General features: G+C 60.3%; 20 protein-coding genes. 6 read left to right on the top strand and 14 right to left on the bottom strand.

The window, feature by feature from the left end; all coding sequences use genetic code 11:
* Positions 1–4: 4 nt before the first annotated feature.
* Both PL640_RS10185 and ftsE read right to left on the bottom strand, forming a co-directional pair.
* Positions 5–1012, bottom strand: coding sequence for a cell division protein FtsX (locus PL640_RS10185; protein ID WP_271361761.1), 1008 nt, complete (start codon positions 1010–1012; stop codon positions 5–7).
* On the bottom strand, positions 1005–1664 hold the full coding sequence (gene ftsE, locus PL640_RS10180; RefSeq protein ID WP_046799830.1) for a cell division ATP-binding protein FtsE: 660 nt from the start codon (positions 1662–1664) through the stop codon (positions 1005–1007). Before ftsE ends, PL640_RS10185 begins: the two co-directional genes overlap by 8 nt.
* A 201-nt stretch (positions 1665–1865) precedes the next feature.
* Here ftsE and PL640_RS10175 point away from each other — a divergent pair, with 201 nt between their 5' ends.
* From PL640_RS10175 to PL640_RS10165, 3 genes are all read left to right on the top strand, one after another.
* Positions 1866–2534: a hypothetical protein gene (locus PL640_RS10175; RefSeq protein ID WP_271361760.1), complete on the top strand. Its 669-nt coding sequence runs from the start codon at positions 1866–1868 to the stop codon at positions 2532–2534.
* 70 nt (positions 2535–2604) lie between these two features.
* Positions 2605–3147 (top strand): hypoxanthine phosphoribosyltransferase, encoded by a 543-nt coding sequence (gene hpt, locus PL640_RS10170; RefSeq protein ID WP_003497442.1) that lies wholly within the window; start codon positions 2605–2607, stop codon positions 3145–3147.
* Between the two features lie 142 nt (positions 3148–3289).
* Complete coding sequence (locus tag PL640_RS10165; RefSeq protein ID WP_006310388.1) at positions 3290–3649, top strand: response regulator; 360 nt, start codon at positions 3290–3292, stop codon at positions 3647–3649.
* A gap of 256 nt (positions 3650–3905) precedes the next feature.
* On the opposite strand, the gene PL640_RS10160 is transcribed toward PL640_RS10165, so the two are convergent.
* The 4 genes from PL640_RS10160 to argH form a co-directional block, all read right to left on the bottom strand.
* Positions 3906–6614, bottom strand: coding sequence for a TIGR02302 family protein (locus PL640_RS10160; protein ID WP_271361759.1), 2709 nt, complete (start codon positions 6612–6614; stop codon positions 3906–3908).
* 175 nt (positions 6615–6789) lie between these two features.
* Positions 6790–8058, bottom strand: a complete 1269-nt coding sequence (gene lysA, locus PL640_RS10155) for a diaminopimelate decarboxylase (RefSeq protein WP_271361758.1) — start codon at positions 8056–8058, stop codon at positions 6790–6792.
* Between the two features lie 13 nt (positions 8059–8071).
* Positions 8072–8275 carry an LPS translocon maturation chaperone LptM gene (lptM, locus tag PL640_RS10150; protein WP_003497438.1) on the bottom strand — a complete coding sequence of 68 codons (204 nt, stop codon included), beginning with the start codon at positions 8273–8275 and terminating at the stop codon, positions 8072–8074.
* Between the two features lie 223 nt (positions 8276–8498).
* Positions 8499–9899: an argininosuccinate lyase gene (gene argH, locus PL640_RS10145; protein WP_271361757.1), complete on the bottom strand. Its 1401-nt coding sequence runs from the start codon at positions 9897–9899 to the stop codon at positions 8499–8501.
* A gap of 24 nt (positions 9900–9923) precedes the next feature.
* On the opposite strand from argH, the gene tlpA reads away from it, so the two are divergent.
* Positions 9924–10592: a thiol:disulfide interchange protein TlpA gene (tlpA, locus tag PL640_RS10140; protein WP_142841484.1), complete on the top strand. Its 669-nt coding sequence runs from the start codon at positions 9924–9926 to the stop codon at positions 10590–10592.
* 51 nt (positions 10593–10643) lie between these two features.
* Here tlpA and PL640_RS10135 read toward each other — a convergent pair whose 3' ends face one another.
* The 7 genes from PL640_RS10135 to PL640_RS10105 all read right to left on the bottom strand — a co-directional run bounded on the left by PL640_RS10135 (position 10644) and on the right by PL640_RS10105 (position 15960).
* Positions 10644–11525, bottom strand: a complete 882-nt coding sequence (locus PL640_RS10135) for a 3-hydroxybutyryl-CoA dehydrogenase (RefSeq protein WP_142841483.1) — start codon at positions 11523–11525, stop codon at positions 10644–10646.
* Between the two features lie 112 nt (positions 11526–11637).
* The gene (locus tag PL640_RS10130; RefSeq protein ID WP_142841482.1) at positions 11638–12567 is read right to left on the bottom strand and encodes an electron transfer flavoprotein subunit alpha/FixB family protein; all 930 of its coding nucleotides are present in this window, start codon (positions 12565–12567) and stop codon (positions 11638–11640) included.
* A gap of 25 nt (positions 12568–12592) precedes the next feature.
* Complete coding sequence (locus PL640_RS10125) at positions 12593–13339, bottom strand: electron transfer flavoprotein subunit beta/FixA family protein (RefSeq protein WP_271361756.1); 747 nt, start codon at positions 13337–13339, stop codon at positions 12593–12595.
* Between the two features lie 183 nt (positions 13340–13522).
* Entirely contained in the window at positions 13523–14296 is a 774-nt protein-coding gene (locus tag PL640_RS10120; RefSeq protein ID WP_271361755.1) for a rhomboid family intramembrane serine protease, read from the bottom strand.
* A gap of 35 nt (positions 14297–14331) precedes the next feature.
* Entirely contained in the window at positions 14332–14910 is a 579-nt protein-coding gene (locus tag PL640_RS10115; protein ID WP_271361754.1) for a cob(I)yrinic acid a,c-diamide adenosyltransferase, read from the bottom strand.
* A gap of 1 nt (position 14911) precedes the next feature.
* Positions 14912–15109 (bottom strand): twin transmembrane helix small protein, encoded by a 198-nt coding sequence (locus PL640_RS10110; protein ID WP_142856156.1) that lies wholly within the window; start codon positions 15107–15109, stop codon positions 14912–14914.
* A gap of 17 nt (positions 15110–15126) precedes the next feature.
* Positions 15127–15960, bottom strand: a complete 834-nt coding sequence (locus PL640_RS10105) for an SDR family oxidoreductase (protein WP_271361753.1) — start codon at positions 15958–15960, stop codon at positions 15127–15129.
* 180 nt (positions 15961–16140) lie between these two features.
* Between PL640_RS10105 and PL640_RS10100 the strand changes: the two genes are divergently transcribed.
* Complete coding sequence (locus tag PL640_RS10100; RefSeq protein WP_142841478.1) at positions 16141–17058, top strand: YihY/virulence factor BrkB family protein; 918 nt, start codon at positions 16141–16143, stop codon at positions 17056–17058.
* On the opposite strand, the gene gluQRS is transcribed toward PL640_RS10100, so the two are convergent.
* A complete protein-coding gene (gene gluQRS / locus PL640_RS10095; protein ID WP_271361752.1) occupies positions 17026–17925 on the bottom strand; it encodes a tRNA glutamyl-Q(34) synthetase GluQRS in 900 nt (299 codons plus the stop codon). The genes PL640_RS10100 and gluQRS overlap by 33 nt on opposite strands.
* A gap of 54 nt (positions 17926–17979) precedes the next feature.
* Between gluQRS and PL640_RS10090 the strand changes: the two genes are divergently transcribed.
* Complete coding sequence (locus PL640_RS10090; RefSeq protein WP_271361751.1) at positions 17980–18627, top strand: DNA-3-methyladenine glycosylase family protein; 648 nt, start codon at positions 17980–17982, stop codon at positions 18625–18627.
* Positions 18628–18631: the final 4 nt, after the last annotated feature.

Below are 18631 nucleotides of genomic sequence, written 5' to 3'. Positions count from 1 at the left end.
AAGGTCACGATGTGAGGCCATCACTTTTCGACGGATCGGAGCGGACGCGGTCGATATCGTCGATGGTGCGGATGACGGTCACGCGCGCCGTGATGGTGGTAAGAAGTGCTATGACGATCATCGTTGTGGCGATGCCGATATAGCCGCCGAGACCAACGGAAAACGAACCAAAAAGCGCGCTTGCCTGATCGCTCTGCGGCGTGGCGACCGTGCTGGATTGCCAGAAACCGGCGACAAGGAAAACCGCGGCCGCGAGCGCGCCGCCCGCCGCCGCCCCTTTGAGGCTGATCTTCAGGAAGTGTTTCTGGAATTCCCGTGCCACAAAGCTGCTTTCCGCCCCGACGAAATGCAGCACCTCGACGATATGCCGGTTACCGGAAAGCGCTCCGCGTGTCGCAAACACTACCGTCAGCACCATGGCGGTGAAAACGAGGATCAGAACGCCGAGGCCGATCATGACCGTGGTTCTGGCCATGGAGACAAGCCTGTCCACCCATGTGCGGTGGTCGTCCAGAAACGCCTGCGGAAGCTCGGCCTTCAGCATGCCCCGCATCGCCTGAAAATCAGGCGGATTGTTTTCATCGATGGTGATGACGACGAGGCGCGGTATGGGCAGTTCGGAAAGGTCAAGACCGCTGCCGAGCCATGGCTCCAGCAGGCGTGATGTCGCCGCATCATCAAGGATCGTGCCATCCCGCGTGCCGACGAAGGTGAGCGCCAGATTGCGCGCCTTGTTGAGCGCCGCATTCATGTCCAGCCCGTCCTCGGGCTTGATCTGGATGGTGATCTCACGGGAAATCTGGCTCTGCCATGTGGCGGCGGTGGCGCGCACCATGGAGACGGCGCCAAGCGTCAGGCAGGCGAGAAAGGCCATGATGGCGATCACCACCATCAGCGCATTGCCCTGAATGTTCGACGGTGGCAGAATGGGCGCCATCGGGCGGATGCGCATGGGCGGGCGCTTCGGCTGGGCCGCTTCCGGGGTCAGTTGTTTGCGGGTGATCTCATTCATAGATGTCGAGCCGCCCTTCAGTCAGGATCATCCGGCGGGCGTCGATCTGGTCCATCAGCGCAAAATCATGGGTGGCGATGACAACAGCTGTGCCCAGCCGGTTGAGTTCCAGGAAGAGGTTGAGAAGGCGCTTGGCCATCGGCGGATCGACGTTACCGGTCGGCTCGTCGGCCAGCAGGATTTCCGGCTGGTCCATAAGCGCGCGGGCAATGGCGGCGCGCTGCTTTTCGCCACCGGACAGAATGGCCGGCAGCACATTGATGCGTTCGCCAAGCCCAACCCATTTCAGGAGCTCGATCACATCGTTGCGGTAAGCGCTTTCTTCCTTGCCGCGCACGCGCAGCGGCAGGGCGACATTCTCATAGGTCGTCAGATGATCCAGCAGCCGGAAATCCTGAAAGACGATGCCGACACGGCGGCGCAGCATCGGCAGCTCGCTGCGCGGAATGCGTGATACATCACGGTTGAACATGCGAATATTGCCGCGGGTGGGCTGCAGCGACATCAAAAGCATGCGCAGCAGCGAGGTCTTGCCCGCACCCGAGGGGCCGGTCAGAAACTGGAACGAACCCTTGGGGATATCGAAGGTCATGTCCCTCAGGATCTCGGGTCCCATGCCGTAACGCAACCCGACATTTTCGAAATGGATCAACGGACTTCCAGTCTCTTCGTTTCGTGGTGGTTCGCAAACCGCTGGCGCTTGGGGGCCGGATGTCGCGGTGTAACCCGGTTCCGGTGGCCTGCGCGAGCCGTTTTTGCGAAGCATTAACCAATTAAATTTAAAACTTGGCAGGATTCGTTGCAATGCCCAGTTTTGCGGGCCGGAAAACCTCATCCAAGGAATTCTATGGCTATGTTCCGTTCATCTCGCCGGCAAGCGGCATTCGATTTCGACCTCCTGATGCCGGAAACGCCGGTGCGCCGCACGGCGCGGACGGCAAATCCGGTACACGACGTGGTAGACGCGGAATTTGTCACCATCAAGGAAAACCGTGCGCGTCAGCCCGGAAACGACAATCGCGGCGCGGCACGCCGGCAGATGGCAAAACCACCCGTCACCATCGGTACGCTTAGCCTTGCCTTCATCGGCTGGCTGGATCGCAGATTGTCGCGCCTCTCGGCGGATGCCTATTCAGCGCTGGTTGCGGGGCTCGCCATTTTCGTTTTCGTCTGCTCCGGTGGCCTTTCGGTGGTCGTGCCGGAAAAGCAGGCCGTCGCCGCGGCAAACCCGCTCGCGATTTCTCACGTGACGGTTACGCCGCAGGAGGCGGGCGGCATGGATATCCTGCTCATCAGTGGCATCGTGGAGAATAATGGCGGCAATCTGGAAGAGGTGCCAGCCATTCGCGCCGATCTCTTTGCCGCCAAGGGGCAATTGGTGGCCAGCATGGTCATTGAACCGCCGGTGCGAGAGATGCAGCCCGGTTTCAGCCACGGTTTTTCGGCAAAGTTGCGCCATCCCGGTGGAAAAACGCCAGAGATCAAGCTTTCCTTCGTCGAGGCGGGTGCGTCCGAACGTTGACTGTGCTAACGCGTGATCTTCGTATTTTTACTGAAAGGTAAAATCGGCAAGGCGCAGCACAGGAGAAAGAATGCCCGTCGTCCGTGGAAAAAACATCGAGCCGCTTTACACCGCCGAGCAGATCGCCGAGCGCAATCGCGATATGGCCAAGCACATTGCCGGTGGCCCGACCAAGGATTTGCTGGTCATTGCCGTGCTCAAGGGATCGTTTATTTTCGCAGCCGATCTTATCCGCGCGCTGCATGACAGTGGTCTTGCTCCCGAAGTCGAATTCATCACGCTGTCGAGCTATGGTGCCGGCACGGTCTCGCAAGGTGTGAGGATCGTCAAGGATATCGACAGCGACGTGAAGGACCGTGATGTCCTTCTCATCGACGATATTCTCGAATCCGGCCGCACGCTGCGTTTCGCCAAGGAACTGCTTTATGAGCGCGGCGCGCGTAACGTCACCATTGCCGTGCTGCTCGACAAGAAGGTCAAGCGCAAGGAAGATCTGGAGGCCGACTATGTCGGTTTCGAATGTCCGGACTATTTCGTCGTGGGTTACGGCATGGATGTTGCCTATGCTTTCCGAGAACTGCCTTTCGTCGGCGTGGTCACAGGCGACGCCTGAGCATATTTGCCGTGCCGGAACGGCACAGGGCGGAGACGCCTCATTAACCATTCACCCAGCCAGGGCCTGGGTGTTTACCTCTTGAAAAGAGGAGCCTGCGATGTTGCTCATGGCTGGAAATGATGCCCAGGAGCAATGATTAATGGCGAAAATTCTGATTACCGAAGACGAGGATGCATTGCGGGCTTTCGTTGCCCGCGCGCTGCGTCTCGACGGTCACGAGACCCATGAGGCGGCTGACGGCGAGCAGGGGCTGGAGAAGCTTCAGGAGACCAGTTTCGATCTTCTTCTTTCGGATATCCGCATGCCGGTCATGGATGGCATCGAGCTGGCGCACCGCGCCGCCGAGAGCTTCCCGGCCATGCGCATTTTGCTGATGACGGGTTATGCCGAGCAGCGTGAACGGGCCGATGATCTGGCGACGAAGATCGTGGACGTGGTGTCCAAACCCTTTGCGCTTCCGGATATTCGCAAAGCCGTGGCGCGGGCGCTGGCGGCCTGAGTGACAGGATCGCAGGGATTGGGAGGGTGGCTGTTAGGCCGCCCTTTTTGTTGGTCAGCTCCTGGCTCAGCGTAGCCCCTACCTCCGTCATTCCGGCCTTGAGCCGGAATCCAGCCAGCCCAAGTCCTTGGGCTGATAGAACTCTTTCCGCCGCGCAGACGCGCGCCAACTGGATGCCGGATCAAGTCCGGCATGACGGAAACTTTAGCTTCTGAAACAGGATGTAACGAGGCGCACCATTACCTGTGCGCAACCCTCACCGAATATCCAGCAACCGCTCCAGATAACGCCGCTCGATCTCACCCGGCGGGTTGTTGCCGAGTTTTTCGCGGATGGCCTCGAGGATTTCGCGGGCGCGCTGCACGTCGATCTCGTCAGGCACTTTCACCTGGTCGCCGAAATCCGGGCCGGTGGTGCTGCGCGGGCGACCGAGCGGGTCGCGGCCGTTCTGGCCGCCCTGACCGGCCATGCCTTCCTGCCCTTGACCCGGTTGCTGGCCCTGCTGGCGCATGGCCTGCATGATCTGGCCCATCATGTCCTGTGCGCCCTGACGCAGCGCGTTTAGCGCATTGCCCTGTCCTTCGACGGCCTGTTCGCCCTGGCCCTTGCCGAGCGCTTCACCGGCGCCCTGCATCTCCTGCTGCGCCTTGCCGAAGTTTTCGCCCGGTTCCATGCCGAGATCACGAAGGCCCTGCTGTAGCTCGCCGAGCTGCTTGCCGAGCGCATCCTGCTGCGCCCGCAGGTTTTTCAGCGCCTCGCGTAGCTGTTCGGCGGTCATCTGGTCGCTCGGCTGTTGTCCGCCCTGCTGACCATTTTGACCCTGTTCGCCTTGCTGGCCTTGCTGACCCTGTTGCGGCGGCTGGCCGTTTTCGCCCATCTGCTGGTCATCTTCGCCTTCGCCGCCCTGCTGGGGGTCGCCGCGCTGCATGCGGTCTCGAAGTGCCTGGTCGAGCTTGAAGGTCTCGTCCATCAGCTTCTGCTGCTGTTGGAGAATTTCGCCCAGCTTGTCGATCTGCTGGCGCATCTTGCTGCTCTGCTGCTGCCCCTGCTGGCCCTGACGTTGCGGGCGGCCAGCCTGCAGATTGTTCATCATGCGCTGCAGCTGCGAGAGCATTTCCTGCGCCGCGTCGCGATTGCCGGAGCGGGCAAGGTTCTCGATCTGGTTCATCATGTTTTCCAGATCGCGCTGGCGCAACACGTTCTGTGCTTGGCTGTTCATGTTGGCCTGCGGCGCGTTCTGCATGCGCTGCGCAAGCTCGCTCATGAATTGCTGCATCGCCTCGCGCAGCTCCTGCATCAGCTTGGCAACTTCCTCATCCGAGGCATTGCGCTGCAGCGCTTCGGACAGCGCGGTCTGTGCATCGCGCAGGCGCTTTTCCGCCTGCGAAAGATCGCCATCCTCAATGCCGAGCGCGATTTCCCAGAGGTAATCCGCCGTGTTCTTCAGCATTTCGTCATTATAGGCAAGCCGCATGCGGGTCTGCGCCGATTGCAGCAGCATATAATGCGTGGTGTTGGGAATGGTCTCTTCCGGGCGCAGGCCCACCGCCTCGTTATAGGCGATGGCCTTCGGCATCTGGCGCGTATCGAGCGAGAAAATCTGCCGCTGTTCGGCAATGGAAGCTGCCAGCGGTTCGGAAAAATTGCGGCCCGGCAGCACCATTTCATGCGCAGGGCTGCGGCCCGTTTGGCCCGCACCATCGGTTGCCACCAGCGTGATGCGTACACGTTTGCCGGCCATGGGATGTTCGGTCAGGTTGCGGCTGGTCAGGCCCTTGATCTCGCGATTATTTTGCCGCGGCAGATCCAGCTTGAATTCCGGCGGTGGGTAAAGTGCCGTCGCGCCTTCCGCTACACCGAGTGGCTCGATGATGGCATGGGCTTCCTTCAGCCCATAATCGTCCTTGGCGGTGAAGCCGATTTCCAGCGCACCGTTGACGGCGCGGCGCGGCATATTGTCGAAGGCGATGCTGGGCGGCTGGTCAGGAATGACGTTGAACACCCATTGTTCGCCATTGGCACTGATCATGCCGCTTTCGGTGACATCCATGGCAAAGGTGCGCGGTGCAATGGGTTGATCCGTCGAGCGTGCCGGCGTCTGAACCGCAACATCGCCGCTGGCGCTGTCGGCGCGTGCAGCTTCGGGCGCAAGCTTCTGCAATGCGCCGGCCATTTCCGGCTCGAAGGTCACTTCCTCACCGCCATCGCCGCCGGTCATGCGGATCGTCAGCCTGGAGGATTGCGGCACTGAAACCGCGTCGCGGCCGCTCGCATCACGTCCGGTCAGGAAAATCGGCGCGCGGCCGGTATAGGCGGGCGGTGTGACCCAGGCATCGAGACGGATATCGGGATTGAGCGGACCAACGGCCGGCCGGCTGCGGAATGCATCTGCAACCGTGCCCGCGCCGTTCGAATAGGAAAAACCGAAGGCGGTGACCAGAAGCAGTGCCGGAACGGCGCGCAGCGCCAGGCGGTCATAACGGGCAATATCGGGTTTCGGCAGGCCGGCATTCAGCGCGGCAATGCGCTCGGCCATGCGGATCTGGTGTTCTTTCCAGAGCGTGCGGGAAAAAGGCGTATCGAAGGCCGGTTCGTCTTCCTGCACGCCGACCGGCTGGTGCGCCATGCCGTTGCGGTCTTCAAGCAGACGGGAGGCGTCATTGTCGGTTGGCCATTTCAGCCGCAGGATTGGCAGGAGTGTGGCGATGAAGCCAAAAACAAGGACGAAAACAATGCCGAGGCGCAGAAAATCCGGCATGTGCCGGTAAAGGCCGAACCAGGCGAGCGCCAGAAACACGGCGGCGATGGACAGCGGCCACAACGTCTTCGGGGCCATTTTTTCGGAAAACAGCACAATTTTTGCGAAGAAGCGCTTGGCCGCAACCCGGCGTGCAAGGTCCGGCCGCTGCGCGAATGCGCCGGTCGGGCGCTTTCTGCCTGTCCTGTCCTCTCCGGCTGTGGTCATCAATCCGTTCTCCCGGTTCTGGCCACGTCGAACGCCATTCCCGGAACGGCGAGCTGTTCATATCACTGGGGCAAGGATAACATTCTTTGTGGCGAAGACGAGGGCACCCAAGCCCTCACCCCCATTTTTTAGGCAGCTTCGCTCAATTGTGATCAACCAGCCGCATGATAGACGGTCAGTCGAGCCATTCAGGTACGGAATCGAGCGCGATCAGCTCCTCATAGGTGCCACGCGGACGGATGACGTGGAACTTGTCACCCTTGACAAGCACTTCCGGCACCAGCAGGCGCGAATTATAGGTGCCGGCCTGTACCGCGCCATAGGCGCCGGCGGAACTGACGGCGATCAGATCGCCCGGCTGAGGTGCCGCCATCTCGCGGTCAAGCGCCAGATAATCGCCGGTCTCACAGACCGGGCCGACAATATCGGCCTTGATGCGCGGCGTGTCCTCGGCTGGCTGCACCACCGGGCGGATGCCGTGATAGGCCTCGTAAAGCGTGGGGCGGATGAGATCGTTCATGGCGCCGTCGACGATGACGAAGGTCTTGTCACCGCCATCCTTCACATAGATGACTTCCGTCACCAGAATGCCGGCATTGCCGACGATCAGGCGTCCTGGCTCGGTGACGATCTTGCAGTTGAGGCTTTTCAACTCGTTTTTGACGATATGCGCATAGGCGTCCGGCAGCGGCGGCGGATTGTTATCCTCGCGATAGGGAATGCCAAGGCCACCGCCAATATCGACGTGGCTGATAGCATGGCCATCCCCGCGCAGCACTTCCACGAGTTCGCGCAGCAAGCGGAAGGCATCCTCGAAGGGCTGCAATTCTGTGATCTGGCTGCCGATATGCATGTCGATGCCGGTGACTTCGATGCCGGGCAAAGTGGCGGCATGGGCATAGACCGCCCGTGCCCGCTCATAGGAAATGCCGAACTTGTTTTCCTTCTTGCCGGTGGAAATCTTGGCGTGGGTGCGCGCATCCACATCCGGGTTGATGCGGAAGGAGACATGCGCCCGCTTGCCCACTTTCACCGCGCGCAGGTTGAGGACTTCCAGTTCCGGCTCGGATTCGATGTTGAAACAGTAGATGCCCGCTTCCAGCGCGTAATCCATTTCCGCCACCGTCTTGCCGACGCCGGAGAACATGATGCGGCTTGCCGGCACGCCGGCTGCGAGCGCGCGGCGCAATTCGCCGCCGGAAACGACGTCGATACCGGCGCCGAGCTTTGCCAGCGTTTTCAGCACCGCCTGGTTGGAATTGGCCTTCATGGCATAACAGACCATGGCGTCCACATCGGCAAACGCGCCTGAGAACACCTTGTAGTGGCGCTCCAGCGTCGCGGTCGAATAGACATAGAACGGCGTGCCGACCGCCTTGGCGATCTCGGGCACGGGCACGTTTTCGGCGTGCAGTACGCCGTCGATATAGCCAAAATGGTTCACGGCTTTTTACCCGTCAGAGAAGCTTGTCGAGGATGAACGGGCGTTCTGCCGTTGCCGGCTTCGTCTCCGTTCCGTCGGCATTGCGCTTGTTGCGCATTTCGACCGGCGTGCTCGGCGGATCGATGTCGCCCTTACGCCCGCAGGCGCTGAGAACAAGGCTGACAGCGAGTGTCATGCCGATGGGAACGATGAGTTTACGCGCGGTTTTTGAAAGCATGAGCCTGTCCAAAGGAAATATGTGCCTCTCTGATAACGAAAAACAGGGCGCTTGTGCACCCTCAGACTGGGGCAAAGCGCGAAAATCTCTCCTCCGTCATGCCGGACTTGATCCGGCATCCAGCCACGGCGCGTCTGCGACGTGAAAAGATTCTTCTGCGATCAAAGACTTGATCGCGCTGGACCCCGGATCAAGTCCGGGGTGACGACGTCAAATCGGCTTATCAGTTGCGTCCACGCCACCAGGCGATCTGCTTCTTCACTTCGGAAGGCGCCGTGCCGCCGAAGCTGGTGCGGCTGGCGACCGATGCTTCCACCGAAAGAACGTCGAAAACACCCTTGGTGATATCAGGGTGGATGGCCTGCAAATCCTCCAGCGACAGATCGGCAAGATCGCAGCCCTTCTTTTCCGCCAGCGCCACGGCATTGCCGGTCACATGGTGGGCATCGCGGAAGGGCAGGCCCGCCTCGCGCACCAGCCAGTCGGCAAGATCGGTGGCGGTGGAATAGCCCGAACCGGCGGCCGCGCGCATGCGGTCCTTGCGCACTTCAAGGTCGCGGATCATGCCGGTCATGGCGGCAATCGCCAGTTCCAGGCTCTCGGCGGCATCGAAAACCTGTTCCTTGTCTTCCTGCATGTCCTTGGAATAGGCAAGCGGCAGGCCCTTCATGACCGTCAGAAGCGCTACCAGCGAACCGTTGATGCGGCCGGTCTTGGCGCGCACCAGTTCGGCGGCGTCGGGATTCTTCTTCTGCGGCATGATCGACGAGCCAGTCGAGAAGGCATCCGACAGCCGGATGAAGCCGAATTGCGGCGTCGACCAGATGACGATTTCTTCGGCGAGACGCGACAGATGCGTGGCGCAGATGGAAGCGATCGACAGGAATTCCAGCGCGAAATCGCGGTCGGATACGGTATCGATGGAGTTGCGGGTCGGCTCGCGGAAACCAAGCGCCTTCGCCGTCATATGACGGTCGATCGGGTAACCGGTGCCAGCAAGCGCTGCGGCACCGATTGGGCTTTCGTCCAGATGTTCGATGGCGTGGCGTACGCGGGCGCGGTCACGGCCAAACATTTCCACATAAGCCATGCAATGATGGCCGAAGGTCACCGGCTGCGCCGTCTGCAAATGGGTGAAGCCCGGCATGACCGTATCGGCATTTTCTTCGGCGCGATCGAGAAAGGCGGCGATGAGCGCGGTCAACATGCCTTCCGTTTTCTGCAGTTCTTCCTTCACCCACAGGCGGAAATCGAGCGCCACCTGGTCGTTGCGCGAACGGGCGGTGTGCAAGCGGCCGGCTGCCGTGCCGATGAGGGTTGCCAGGCGGGCCTCGATGTTCATGTGAATATCTTCGAGCTTGCGCGAAAATTCGAAGGTGCCTGCTTCGATTTCTGACAGGATCGTGTTCAGACCCTCGATGATCTTGTCTTTATCATCAGGCGAAATAATGCCTTTAGATGCCAGCATGGTGGCATGCGCCATAGAGCCGCGGATGTCCTGGGCATAAAGCTTCTTGTCGAAGCCGATGGAGGCATTTATTTCTTCCATGATGGCTGATGGACCGGAGGCAAAACGCCCGCCCCACATCTGGTTGGAGGATTTCTGATCTGTGCCGTCAGCCATGTTCGCAGTGCCCTGGAGTATTCGATGACAGAAAAAAGGCCGTTCAGGCTTCCTTCCGCCAAATTGGTTGCAATTGCTGCCGTTGCCGGTGTCGTGTTTGGCGCGGGCGCGGTCTGGTTCAGGCATATTGGGTCTGAGAGCCCGGTTCAAGGGGCAGCGGTCGCTGACGCCGGTTTATGTGAAGGGGCGGCAAACCGCATTGCCTCGCTGAAACCCTTTCTGAAGGGCCAGGTGGCTGCCATGTCGGCCGCGGATAGACCGCGTGTCGTCCCGCTGTCTTTCAAGGGGCCGGAGGCACAGGATATGACGCTCACCGATCTCAAGGGCAAGGCGGTCCTTCTCAACCTCTGGGCCACATGGTGTGTGCCATGCCGGGAGGAAATGCCGGCGCTGAATGCGCTGGAGAAGGAAAAGGGCGGCAATGATTTCGAGGTGGTCACCGTCAATATCGACATCGGCGCGGACGAAAAGCCGAAAGCCTTCATGGACGAATACAAGATCGATGCGCTGAAGCTTTACCGCGACAGTTCCATGGGCGTTTTCAACACGCTGAAAAAGGAAGGCCTCGCCTTCGGCCTGCCGGCAACCATGCTGCTTGACGAAAACGGCTGTCTGCTCGCGGCGATGAATGGTCCGGCCGCCTGGGATAGCGAAGATGCCAAGGCGCTGGTATCGGCGGTGAAGGCCAGATAATTTTTCCGGTCGCGCGGGAGGGTGCTTCCTCCCGCAGCTGATCCTTACGCCTCAGCGCGTCGGAACCGGTGTCTCGCCGCGATAGTCGTAAAAACCACGGCCGGATTTGCGGCCGAGCCAGCCGGCCTCGACATATTTCACCAGCAGCGGGCAGGGGCGGTATTTGCTGTCGGCCAGACCGTCATGCAGCACCTGCATGATCGACAAACAGGTGTCGAGACCGATGAAGTCGGCAAGTTGCAGCGGTCCCATCGGGTGGTTTGCGCCAAGCCGCATGGCGGTGTCGATGGCTTCCACCGAACCGACGCCTTCGTAAAGCGTATAGATCGCCTCGTTGATCATCGGCAGCAGGATGCGGTTGACGATGAAGGCCGGGAAATCCTCGGCGACGGTGATCGCCTTTTCCAGCGTGCGCACATAATCCTTGGCCGCGTCGAAGGTCTTTTCGTTGGTGGCGATGCCGCGCACCAGTTCCACGAGCTTCATGACGGGCACCGGGTTCATGAAGTGAATGCCCATGAACTGTTCGGGACGGTCGGTCGCAGATGCAAGACGGGTGATGGAAAGCGAAGAGGTATTCGTGGCGAGCAGCGCCTCCGGCTTCAGGACCGGGCAGACCTGCGCATAAATCTTGCGCTTGATCTCCTCGTTCTCGGTCGCGGCCTCAATGACGATATCCATCGGTGCGAGATCGTTGATATCCGTCGATCCGCTGATCAGGGCCAGTGCTTGTTTGCGGGCATCGTCGGAAAGCTTGCCGTTGGTGACCTGGCGGGCAAGGTTGCCATTGATCGTGGCAAGGCCGGCTTCGATGCCATCCTTGGACAGATCGTAGATATGAACCTTGTAGCCTGCCAAGGCGGAAACATGCGCGATGCCGCACCCCATCTGACCGGCTCCGATGACACCGATATTCTTAAAGGGGGCGGTCATATGCTGTTCTCCTGTGGCTGGTCTGCGTCATTGTCGGCGATGTTACGCATATCGCCGGAAAAGAGAAGGCGGCGCGTTCAAAAAACGCGCCGCCTTGCTTGGGTGGTTAAAATCAAAGCGCCTTTTGCAATTCTGGAAGCGCCTCGAACAGATCGGCGACGAGGCCGTAATCGGCAACCTGGAAAATCGGTGCCTCTTCGTCCTTGTTGATGGCCACGATGACCTTCGAGTCCTTCATGCCGGCCAGATGCTGGATGGCGCCCGAAATGCCGGCGGCGATGTAAAGCTGCGGCGCAACCACCTTGCCGGTCTGGCCGACCTGCCAGTCGTTGGGTGCATAACCGGCATCCACTGCGGCGCGGCTTGCGCCGACGGCGGCCCCCAGCTTGTCTGCAACGGGAAGAATGACTTCCTTGAACTTTTCCGAGGAGCCAAGTGCGCGGCCACCCGAGATGATGATCTTCGCAGATGTCAGTTCCGGACGGTCGGACGAGGCCAGTGCATCGGAAACGAAGCTGGAGAGGCCGGGATTTTCGGCAGCACCGATGGTTTCAACCGCTGCCGAACCGCCTTCCGCTGCTGCCGCAAAAGCGGTCGGGCGCACGGTGATGACTTTCTTGGCGTCGGTTGCCTGCACGGTCTGGATGGCGTTGCCGGCATAGATCGGACGCTTGAAGGTATCCGGGCTGACGACCTCGATGATTTCCGAAACCTGCGCGACGTCGAGAAGCGCTGCCACACGCGGTAACACGTTCTTGGCAGATGCGGTGGCTGGTGCGAGGATCACATCATAGGACGGTGCGAGCGAGATGATCAGCGCTGCCAGCGGCTCTGCCAGCGAGTTGGCATAGGAGGCGTCGTCGGCAAGGAGCACCTTGGAAACGCCGGATAGTTTTGCTGCCGCATCGGCAGCGCCCTTCGCGCCGGAGCCGGCGACCAGCACGTGGACATCGCCGCCGATCTGGGTTGCTGCCGTCAGCGTCTTTGCCGTCAGGTCGGAAAGGGTTGCGTTGTCGTGTTCTGCCAGAAGAAGAATGGCCATGAGAATATCTCCCTTTTCCTAAACCTTAGAGGACGCCGTCGGCTTTGAGCTTTTCGACCAGCTCGGCAACCGAACGGACCTTGATGCCGGCCTTGCGGCCTGCCGGCTCTTCAGTCTTCAGCACCTTGAGGCGCGGCGAAACATCGACGCCGAAATCGGCCGGAGCCTTTTTATCGAGCGGCTTCTTCTTGGCCTTCATGATGTTCGGCAGCGAGGCATAACGCGGCTCGTTCAGGCGAAGATCGGTGGTGACAACGGCGGGAAGCTTCAGCTCAACGGTCTGCAGGCCGCCATCGACTTCGCGGGTGACCGCAACCTTGGCGTCAGAAGGCTCGACCTTCGAGGCGAAGGTGCCCTGGCCCCAGCCGAGAAGCGCTGCGAGCATCTGGCCGGTCTGGTTCGAATCGTCATCGATCGCCTGCTTGCCGACGATGACGAGGCCGGGCTGTTCAGCCTCTGCCACGCCCTTCAGAAGCTTGGCAACGGCAAGCGGCTCTACCGTTTCGTCGGTCTCGATCAGAATGGCGCGGTCTGCACCCATGGCAAGCGCCGTGCGCAGCGTTTCTTCCGCCTTGGCCGGGCCGATGGACACGACCACAACTTCTTCGGCCTTGCCGGCTTCCTTCAGACGAAGCGCCTCTTCCACCGAGATTTCGTCGAACGGGTTCATCGACATCTTCACATTGGCAAGCTCAACGCCAGAACCATCCGATTTCACGCGGATCTTCACGTTGTAATCGACGACTCGTTTAACGGGGACAAGGATTTTCATCGGCGGCTTTCCTCAAACTCCTGTCCGCTTGGTGAATAGACCGCGCGGACCTCCAAAAACAGGTTGGCGACATGGATAAGCATTTTTCCCGCAAATACAACGGAGCAATGTTCATTATCACATGCACGTAAGGCATATCTTACGTTGACGTTAACGTAAATACTTTATCTCTTCCGAACGGGCTTATCCGCCCCCGTCATAGCCCCGTTCGATTTGCGACAACCCTGCCGTTTGCGACGGATTCTTGAACTGCGCCGCCCTCGGCGGAACAATGGTGCGGTCGAACAGCGGAACGCCCGGCCTGCGCATGAAAAGCACCATGACGGCGCCTGCCACTATGCCGCCCACATGGGCGCCCCAGGAGACATTTTCTTCCAGCCCGAGCGCCAGCATCAAGAACTGCTGGCCAATCCACAGCGCCAGCGGAATGAAGGCGGGCAGGGGCAGCGGAATTCGCATGAAGACCAGCACCCAGACACGCACTTTGGGGTGCAGCAGGAAATAGGCCGCGACGACGCCGGAAACCGCGCCGGATGCACCGATCAACGGTCCTTCCGACGTCGGGCCGACAAAACCGTGCAGCAGCGCACCGGCGATGGCGCAGGCGAGATAGAAGATCAGGAACCGGAAATGGCCAAGCGCGTCCTCGACATTGTCGCCGAAGACCCAGAGAAACAGCATGTTACCGGCCAGATGCCAGAAATCGAGGTGCAGGAACGCATAGGTGACGACAGTCAGGTCATCAGGCACCACCTGCAGGGCCGGTTCCAGATAGGCATAATCGAACACCACTGCCGGAATGAAGCCGAGGCCAAGTGCGGCGGCATTGGCCTCCGTGTCGCTGGCAAGCACGCCGGTAAACAGCCAGACCAGCACATTGACGACGATCAGGCCGATCGTGACATATTGCAGCCGGATGTGTTTCAGGGAATTCGCGTCGTGCAGCGGTATGAACATCGAATGCCCTTTGATTGCGCGATTGTCTCAGGTTTTTAGCGGTTCTTGCCGGGAACCCATAAAATGTCGGCCTTGCCCGTTTCATTGGCGAAACGCGCTGCGACGAACAGGAAGTCGGACAGGCGGTTGGCGTATTTGATGGCCGCTGGGCTGACGGTCTCGTTCTCGGTGACTGAAAGGGCCACCATCAGCCTTTCTGCGCGGCGGCAGATCGTGCGCGCCATATGCAGATTGGCCGCTGCGGCACTGCCGCCCGGCAACACGAAAGATGTCAGCGGTTCGAGCGTCGCGTTGAGTTCGTCGATTTCGTTTTCGAGCCGGGTAACCTGGCTTTCGACGATACGCAGCGGTTCGTAGGACAGCGGCTCGCCGCTGTCAGGTGTGGCGAGGTCGGCGCCGAGATCAAAGAGGTCGTTCTGGATGCGGAACAGCATGGCATCAAGCTTTTCCAGCCCGCTCGTATGCAGCCGCACCATGCCTATGGCCGAATTGGTCTCGTCCACCGTGCCATAGGCCTCGACGCGCATATCGTGCTTCAGGCGGCGCGGGCCGGAAACCAGCGCCGTCGTGCCCTTGTCGCCAGTGCGGGTGTAGATCTTGTTCAATTTCACCATGTCAGCGGCCGCCGCCGGTGAGCCAGAGTGTCAGCATGATCAGTGCAATGGCGATGGCCTGTAACAGCAGACGAAGCTGCATCAGCTTGTTGGAACGGTTGGCGTCCTGTCCCTTCAGCATGTTGAAAAGGCCACGTATCAGCACGATGACGACAAGGCCCATGACGATAAGGGCCAGAACACTGGTGAAGCCGGACATTTAGGGGTTACTCCTCCTCAATCGAATCTGCGCAGCAGACGATAGAACAGTCCGGCAGGCAAGAGCCGTTTCAGCAACAGACCCTGTTTGGCTGGAACGGTGACGGGATAATGCGGTTTTGGTTTCGCGGCGGTCAGGGCGTGTTTCAGCACGGCATAAACGGCCTCGGGGCCAAGCTTGTGGCGGTTGACGGGGCCTGAACCATCCATGCGCGCCAGCTGACGTTTATATTCCACCGCATGGGCTGAATTTTCGAGATCGATCTTGTCCCTGACATGGGCAAGCGCCGTCGCCGTGAATTTCGAGGCGATCGGACCGGGTTCGATCAGGCTCACATGGATGCCACTGCCCTGAAGTTCCATGCGCAGGGTCACGCCCAGCCCCTCGATCGCGAATTTCGAGGCGGTGTAGGCGCCGCGATACCGATAGGGTACGAGGCCGAGAATGGAGGAGCAATGCACGATACGGCCTGAACCACGTTTGCGCATGAAGGGAATGACCCGTCGTGTGAGATCGTGCCAGCCGAAGACATTGGTTTCGAACTGTGCCCGCAGCGCCTCCACCGGCAGATCTTCCACCGCACCGGGCTGGCCATAGGCGCCGTTGTTGAACAGCGCGTCGATGCGGCCGCCGGTCCGAGCTGCGACGGTATCCACCAGCGCGGCAATGGTCTCGGGTTTGGTGTAGTCCATGATCAGGGTTTCGATGCCCTGATTTTCAAGCGCGGCCATGTCGACGATGCGGCGCACGGTGGCAAAGACCCGCCAGCCGTCCCGCTGGAGTGCGCCGGCGCAATAAGCGCCGATGCCCGAGGAACATCCGGTGATGATGATGACGGGTTTTTCAGACATCTGCCGCTCCGGAAAGCCGAATGGTGTTCTGGCCCGATGGTCCGGCCCGTGAAAATTGAATTGCGCAAAATTCGTGCCCCGGCGGGAACCGAAAGACGGGTTTGCGCGCTGTACAAAGCAAAGCTGATTTCCCATATTCGGCTCGAAGTTACAAATGAAATGCCGATGAATGGAGGTGACATGGTTGCCGCAGTGCGCCTGGCAGGCAAGGTTGCCTTCGATGCCTATTCCCATTTCGCCGAGGATGACGGCTGGGCGATGGCGAGCCATATGGCGCTGTCCATTCTTCTGGCGCTTTTCCCGTTCCTGATCTTCGGCACGGCTCTGGCCGGTTTTCTGGGCGCCGACCAGTTTTCCGAAACGGCGGTGCATCTGATTTTCGACACCTGGCCGGAAGCGATTGCCGGGCCGCTTGCGGCGCAGGTGCAGCAGGTGCTCACCATTCCGCGCGGCGGACTGCTGACGATCTCGGTGCTGGCCGCCGCCTATTTTGCCTCCAATGGCGTCGAGGCGCTGAGAATTTCGCTGAACCGCGCCTATCGCGTCACCGAAACACGCTGGTGGTACATTACCCGTCTGCTCAGCCTGCTTTATGTGCTGATCGCGGTGGTGGTCTTTACCGGCATCAGCATCGTGCTGGTCGCCGTGCCGGTCGCCACCTCCTTTGCCGAAGAGCGGTTTCCATGGCTGACGGATGTGCTGAACACCATTTCCAACCTCGGTCTTTATGGCACCATCGTCGTGCTGACGGCGGGGCTGGTGGCCGCGCATCTGTGGCTTCCTGCCGGCAAGCGGCGCATCTGGGACGTCTGGCCCGGCATTTTGCTGACGATGATCTTCTGGGTCATCGGTGCAGCAATCTTTGCCTATTACCTCTCCACCTTCGCCAATTATGCCGCGACCTATGCGGGTCTCGCCTCTGTCATGGTGGTGCTGGTTTTTCTTTATATGGTCGGCGTCATCTTCATGCTGGGTGCGGAGGTCAATGCCGCACTCATGAAATACAAGGTGCGGCAGATCATCCGCCGCAATATCGGCGGCAACGGCGCTCGCCGCGAGCGGGCGCTAGAGGAGGCCGACAAGCCGGCGGATATCTGAGGGCGTCGCCCCTTCGGCGCGAAGGGCGGCAAGCCCGGTGCTGCCTTCGCTTTTCGAAAGCTTGCGCCCGTCCGCGCCCAAAATCAGCCGGTGATGGTGATAGACGGGTTGCGGCAGGTCCAGCAGGTGTTGCAGCAGCCGGTGAATGGTGGTTGCGTGGAACAGATCCATGCCGCGCACCACATGGGTTATGCCCTGCAGCGCATCATCCACCACAACGGAAAGATGATAGCTCGAAGGCGCGTCGGAACGCGACAGCACCACATCACCCCAGAGTGCCGGCTGGGCCTCGATTTTCCCCGTCTCGCCATCGCCGCTCTCCTGCCACAACAGGGGGCTGCCGGCGGCGCGGATCGCTTTTTCCATATCAAGCCGCCAGGCATGTTGCTGACCGGCGGCGAGGAATTTTGTCCGTTCCGCCTCGGGCCTTTCGCGGTCCACCGATGGATAGAGCGGCGCGCCATCCGGATCGCGCGGCCAGAGCCCGCCATCGGCCTCGAAGGCTTTGACGATCGCCTTGGTTTCTCCACGGCTCAGAAAGGCAGGATAGGCAAGGCCCGCGTCGATCAGCCTGTCCAGCGCCACGCGATACGCATCGAAATGATCGGATTGACGCCTGACAGGTTTTTCCCAGGCTAGCCCCAGCCAGCCGAGATCGTCATAGATCGCCTGCTCTAACGCCGGTGTGCAGCGCGTCTGGTCGATATCTTCGATACGCAGCAGAAAGCGACCGCCATTGTCCCGCGCCATATCATGGTTCAGGAAGGCGGAAAGCGCATGGCCGAGATGCAGCAGGCCGTTAGGGCTTGGCGCAAATCGGTAAAGCGGTTTTTGACGGAGAGGCGAAGGCATGGTTTCTTCTGCCATGTTTTAAAGCACCCCGCCAGCCGGCTGCGTGTGGGGCGGATACGGAATGCGAAGATGAAAATCATTACCAGAATGGATGATATCAACGAAGGGCTGGAGCATCTCGCCCGCCTCGATCCTGCGCTCAGCCTCGTCATCGAAAAAGCCGGCCCGCTGGAACTGCGCATTCATGAACCCGGCTTTGCCGGCCTTGCCCACATCATCGTCTCGCAGATGGTGTCGCGTGCCAGCGCCAATGCCATCTGGGCGCGAATCCTTGCCGGCACCGATGGCGTGGTTACGGCGGAAAATTATCTCGCCGTACCGGAGGAGCGGCGCGCCACCTTTGGCCTTTCCCGTGCCAAGGCAACGACGCTGGAAGGGCTGGCGCGTGCCGTGACGGAAGGGCAGGTCGATCTTGATGGCGTGGTGCGCAAGGAGCCGGGAACTGCCCTTTCCGAGCTGGTCGCGCTTCGTGGTATCGGCCCATGGACGGCGGAGGTCTATCTGATGTTCTGCGGCGGACATCCGGATATTTTTCCGGTCGGCGATGTGGCTCTGAGATCGGCAGTGGCGCATGCGCTTGATCTGGAAGTGAGGCCGGAAGCGAAATGGCTGGCGGAGCGGGCGACACTCTGGTCGCCGTGGCGCTCCGTGGCCGCCCGGCTTTTCTGGGGTTATTATGCCAATATCATGCGTCGCGCCATGGTGCCGCTGCCATAAGCGG

The sequence above is a fragment of the Agrobacterium sp. ST15.16.024 genome, assembly GCF_027956545.1.
Taxonomy (GTDB): Bacteria; Pseudomonadota; Alphaproteobacteria; order Rhizobiales; family Rhizobiaceae; genus Agrobacterium; species Agrobacterium cucumeris.
This window is presented reverse-complemented; position numbering and strand designations above follow the sequence as displayed.

What these genes read in the sequence shown, in the direction of transcription:
- PL640_RS10185 (WP_271361761.1), bottom strand. Translation starts at nt 1,012, where the DNA reads ATGAATGAGATCACCCGCAAACAACTGACCCCGGAAGCGGCCCAGCCG.
- PL640_RS10175 (WP_271361760.1), top strand. Translation starts at nt 1,866, where the DNA reads ATGTTCCGTTCATCTCGCCGGCAAGCGGCATTCGATTTCGACCTCCTG.
- hpt (WP_003497442.1), top strand. Translation starts at nt 2,605, where the DNA reads ATGCCCGTCGTCCGTGGAAAAAACATCGAGCCGCTTTACACCGCCGAG.
- PL640_RS10165 (WP_006310388.1), top strand. Translation starts at nt 3,290, where the DNA reads ATGGCGAAAATTCTGATTACCGAAGACGAGGATGCATTGCGGGCTTTC.
- PL640_RS10160 (WP_271361759.1), bottom strand. Translation starts at nt 6,614, where the DNA reads ATGACCACAGCCGGAGAGGACAGGACAGGCAGAAAGCGCCCGACCGGC.
- lptM (WP_003497438.1), bottom strand. Translation starts at nt 8,275, where the DNA reads ATGCTTTCAAAAACCGCGCGTAAACTCATCGTTCCCATCGGCATGACA.
- argH (WP_271361757.1), bottom strand. Translation starts at nt 9,899, where the DNA reads ATGGCTGACGGCACAGATCAGAAATCCTCCAACCAGATGTGGGGCGGG.
- tlpA (WP_142841484.1), top strand. Translation starts at nt 9,924, where the DNA reads ATGACAGAAAAAAGGCCGTTCAGGCTTCCTTCCGCCAAATTGGTTGCA.
- PL640_RS10135 (WP_142841483.1), bottom strand. Translation starts at nt 11,525, where the DNA reads ATGACCGCCCCCTTTAAGAATATCGGTGTCATCGGAGCCGGTCAGATG.
- PL640_RS10130 (WP_142841482.1), bottom strand. Translation starts at nt 12,567, where the DNA reads ATGGCCATTCTTCTTCTGGCAGAACACGACAACGCAACCCTTTCCGAC.
- PL640_RS10125 (WP_271361756.1), bottom strand. Translation starts at nt 13,339, where the DNA reads ATGAAAATCCTTGTCCCCGTTAAACGAGTCGTCGATTACAACGTGAAG.
- PL640_RS10120 (WP_271361755.1), bottom strand. Translation starts at nt 14,296, where the DNA reads ATGTTCATACCGCTGCACGACGCGAATTCCCTGAAACACATCCGGCTG.
- PL640_RS10115 (WP_271361754.1), bottom strand. Translation starts at nt 14,910, where the DNA reads ATGGTGAAATTGAACAAGATCTACACCCGCACTGGCGACAAGGGCACG.
- PL640_RS10110 (WP_142856156.1), bottom strand. Translation starts at nt 15,109, where the DNA reads ATGTCCGGCTTCACCAGTGTTCTGGCCCTTATCGTCATGGGCCTTGTC.
- PL640_RS10105 (WP_271361753.1), bottom strand. Translation starts at nt 15,960, where the DNA reads ATGTCTGAAAAACCCGTCATCATCATCACCGGATGTTCCTCGGGCATC.
- PL640_RS10100 (WP_142841478.1), top strand. Translation starts at nt 16,141, where the DNA reads ATGGTTGCCGCAGTGCGCCTGGCAGGCAAGGTTGCCTTCGATGCCTAT.
- gluQRS (WP_271361752.1), bottom strand. Translation starts at nt 17,925, where the DNA reads ATGGCAGAAGAAACCATGCCTTCGCCTCTCCGTCAAAAACCGCTTTAC.
- PL640_RS10090 (WP_271361751.1), top strand. Translation starts at nt 17,980, where the DNA reads ATGAAAATCATTACCAGAATGGATGATATCAACGAAGGGCTGGAGCAT.